This window comes from Dietzia sp. DQ11-44, assembly GCF_014145205.1.
Lineage (GTDB): Bacteria > Actinomycetota > Actinomycetes > Mycobacteriales > Mycobacteriaceae > Dietzia > Dietzia natronolimnaea.
Map to the genome: position 1 here is coordinate 1 of NZ_JAALEC010000753.1, position 404 is coordinate 404.

The 404-nt window shown below is 70.5% G+C and carries 1 protein-coding gene; it reads left to right on the forward strand.

The genetic code is table 11. The features are described from left to right. A partial coding sequence (locus tag G6018_RS16920; protein ID WP_182640261.1) for a transposase occupies nucleotides 1–404 on the forward strand: 404 nt, incomplete at both ends.

The following is a 404-nucleotide window of genomic DNA, read 5'->3' on the forward strand; positions in this document are numbered from 1 at the left end:
AACCTGCCCCGAGGAAGCGTGGGGGCCGGCACTGAACCCTGACGGAGACATTCGCGACGGGGCCGAGGTTGCCGAACTGACCGGATTCCTCGCCCCCGGGCTGCTCGCCAAGTGGCCGGCGGGGATGCGGGTGATCGTCCGCCGCGAGCGGCCCCACCCGGGCGCCCAGCTATCGATGTTCGAGGAGATCGACGGGTGGCGCTACCAGGCGTTCGTCACCAACACCGCCACCGGCCAGCTCCAATTCCTCGAGGCCAGGCACCGGGCTCACGCCCGAGTGGAGGACCGGATCCGACACGCCAAAGACACCGGGCTCGGCCGGCTTCCCTCCCGGGAGTTCGCCCTCAACCAGGCGTGGCTGGTGGCGGTGATGCTCGCCGCTGACCTCGTGGCCTGGACTCGGA